Annotated in this window: 2 protein-coding genes; both read left to right on the top strand. The window is 70.2% G+C overall.

Annotated elements, in window-relative coordinates:
• Window positions 1–769: hypothetical protein (locus tag KDK95_RS34355; RefSeq protein ID WP_212522543.1), on the top strand; the 769-nt coding region annotated here is incomplete at its 5' end.
• 175 nt (window positions 770–944) lie between these two features.
• Window positions 945–2612 (top strand): MFS transporter, encoded by a 1668-nt coding sequence (locus KDK95_RS34350; protein ID WP_212522544.1) that lies wholly within the window; start codon window positions 945–947, stop codon window positions 2610–2612.
• Window positions 2613–2740 lie beyond the last annotated feature (128 nt).

The raw sequence follows: 2740 nt of genomic DNA, 5'->3' as shown, positions 1-2740 counted from the left end.
CCCCTCCTCCGTCAGCACCCTGCCCGCCCGCGCCGCGGGCGGCCCGGCCCGGCTCTCGCTCGCCGTCCCGGCGCCCGCCGCCGACCACCTTCCGCTGCCGGTGCCGCTGCCCGGTCCCGGCAGCTCCTTCGCGCGCGGCTACGCGGCCCCGGCCGACGCCGTGCGCTGCGCGATGCTCGGCAGCCCGCCCACCTTCTGGTTCGACGGCGACGCCGGCCGGCTGACCGTCGCGGTCGAGGGCGGCCGGCTGGTGGCCACCGCCGTCGTGCACATCGGCGAGGACCTCGCCAGGCTCGTCGCCGCCGTCCTGCTCAACCACCGGGGCGAGCCCGCCGACGCCGTCGAGCCGGTGCGCGTCGCGCTCGAGGAGCTCGCGGTCGTCTCCGGGTACGGCGAGGTCGAGGTGACCGCCGACCTGTCCGGCAGCAGCCCGCGGCTCGGCTGGCTCTCCCGTTTCGACCCGGCGCCCTGGGTGACCTGGCACGACTGGTGGGCCGCGTTCGCCGCGAGCCCGGCCGGGCGCACCGCCGCCTCGGTGGCCGGCGACGCCGAGGAGGTGGACGGGTGCTTCAGCCGCCAAGGCCTGCGCGTGGTGCGCTGCGCCGAGCCGGGCTGCCGGGCCCCGTTGACCGACCGCCACCCGGCGTGGACCGGGCTGTGGAGCGCGGCCGGCGGCCAGTTCGGCCCGGTGTGCGCCGCCGCGGCGGACAGAGCACCCTGGCCCGCCGGGCTGCTGAGCGCCAGCCCGCATCGGGTTGCGGAATCGTAACGATTCGCCCGCGGGCCCGGAAAACGGGATGTGGATCCGCCGGAATCTGATTAGTTTACATTAGCTAATTAGTTTCGGCTTAAGGATCACGCGTATGCCTAGCGACGGTTCGATAACCACCGTCGGCGACCCCGCCACCGCCCCCCGTTCGAAGCTCGGCCACTTCCGGCACGCGATGAGCGCGGGGCCGGAGCACTCCCACTACAAGTGGGTCGCGCTGACCAACACCACGGTCGGCATGCTGCTCGCCACGATCAACAGCTCGATCGTGCTGATCTCGCTGCCCGCGATCTTCAACGGCATCAAGCTCGACCCGCTGCAGTCGTCGAACACCAGCTACCTGCTGTGGATGCTGATGGGCTACATGCTCGTCACGGCGGTGCTGGTGGTCACCCTCGGCCGGCTCGGCGACATGTTCGGCCGGGTCAAGCTCTACAACCTCGGCTTCGCGATCTTCGCCGCGTGCTCGATCGTGCTCTCGCTCGACCCGTTCAGCGGCGGCAAGGGAGCGCTCTGGCTGATCGGCTGGCGCGTCGTGCAGGCCATCGGCGGCTCGATGCTGATGGCGAACTCCGCCGCGATCATCACCGACGCGTTCCCGGCCAACGAGCGCGGCATGGCGCTCGGCATCAACATCGTCGCCGCGCTCGCCGGCTCGTTCATCGGCCTGGTGCTCGGCGGCGTGCTCGCCTCGTGGGACTGGCGCTCGATCTTCTGGGTCAACGTCCCGATCGGCGTGATCGGCACCGTCTGGGCGTACAAGTCGCTGCACGAGACCAGTGTGAAACGCAAGGGCAAGATCGACTGGTGGGGCAACATCACCTTCGCCGCCGGCCTCGCCGCCCTGCTCGCCGCGATCACCTACGGCATCCAGCCCTACGGCGGCCACACCATGGGCTGGACCAACCCGTGGATCATCGCCGGACTGGCCGGCGGCGTCGCGCTGCTGATCATCTTCCTGATCGTCGAGTCGCGGGTCGCCGAGCCGATGTTCCAGCTCACGCTGTTCCGCAACATCACGTTCTCCAGCGGCAACGCGGCCTCGTTCCTGATCGCCGTCGCCCGCGGCGGCCTGCAGTTCATGCTGATCATCTGGCTCCAGGGCATCTGGCTGCCGCTGCACGGCTACAACTACGAGGACACCCCGCTGTGGGCCGGCATCTACCTGGTGCCGCTGACCATCGGCTTCCTGGTCTCCGGACCGGTCTCCGGAAAGCTCTCCGACCGGCTCGGGCAGCGCTCCTTCGCCTGCGCCGGCCTGCTGCTGATGGCGGCGAGCTTCGGCGGCATGCTGGCCCTGCCGACGAACTTCAGCTACCCGGTCTTCGCACTCCTGATCTTCCTCAACGGCGTCGGCGGCGGCATGTTCTCCGCCCCCAACACCTCGATGATCATGAACAGCGTCGGCCCGGCCCAGCGCGGCGCGGCCTCCGGCATGCGGGCCACGTTCATGAACGCGGGCAGCCTGTTCTCGATCGGCGTGTTCTTCTCGCTCATGGTCGTCGGCCTCGCCAGCGCCCTGCCGAGCACGATCGTCACCCAGCTCACCGCCCAGCACGTGCCGGTCGCGGTGGCCCAGCAGGTCGCCGCGGTGCCCCCGGTCGGCATCCTGTTCGCCGCGTTCCTTGGCTACAACCCGATGCAGCAGCTGCTCGGCAGCAGGGTCCTCGACAGCCTGCCGAAGGCCAACGCGCAGACGCTCACCGGGCACCAGTTCTTCCCGAACCTGATCGCCGGCCCGTTCCACCACGGCCTGATGATCGTGTTCTGGCTCGCCATCGGCATGAGCCTGGTCGGCGCCGCGGCCAGCCTGGCCAGGCCGAGGGTCGCGGAGCTGCGCTAGCTGTACTGACCACAGAGGTTGGTGACGGGGGTCACGGCCGGTTGATCTTGTAATGGGTGAGGGCCTTCTGGCTTGGTGTGGATTGCGACATCTGCACCGGCTACCGGAAAGGCCCTCATGCCCCACCG

The sequence above is a fragment of the Actinospica acidithermotolerans genome (genome assembly GCF_018139625.1).
GTDB classification, from domain to species: domain Bacteria; phylum Actinomycetota; class Actinomycetes; order Streptomycetales; family Catenulisporaceae; genus Actinospica; species Actinospica acidithermotolerans.
Note: the sequence above shows the minus strand (reverse complement) of the source record. Positions and strands in the feature narration are given on the sequence as shown.

Excerpts from the sequence above, each read along its gene's own strand:
- KDK95_RS34350 (WP_212522544.1), top strand. The coding sequence starts at position 945 with ATGAGCGCGGGGCCGGAGCACTCCCACTACAAGTGGGTCGCGCTGACC.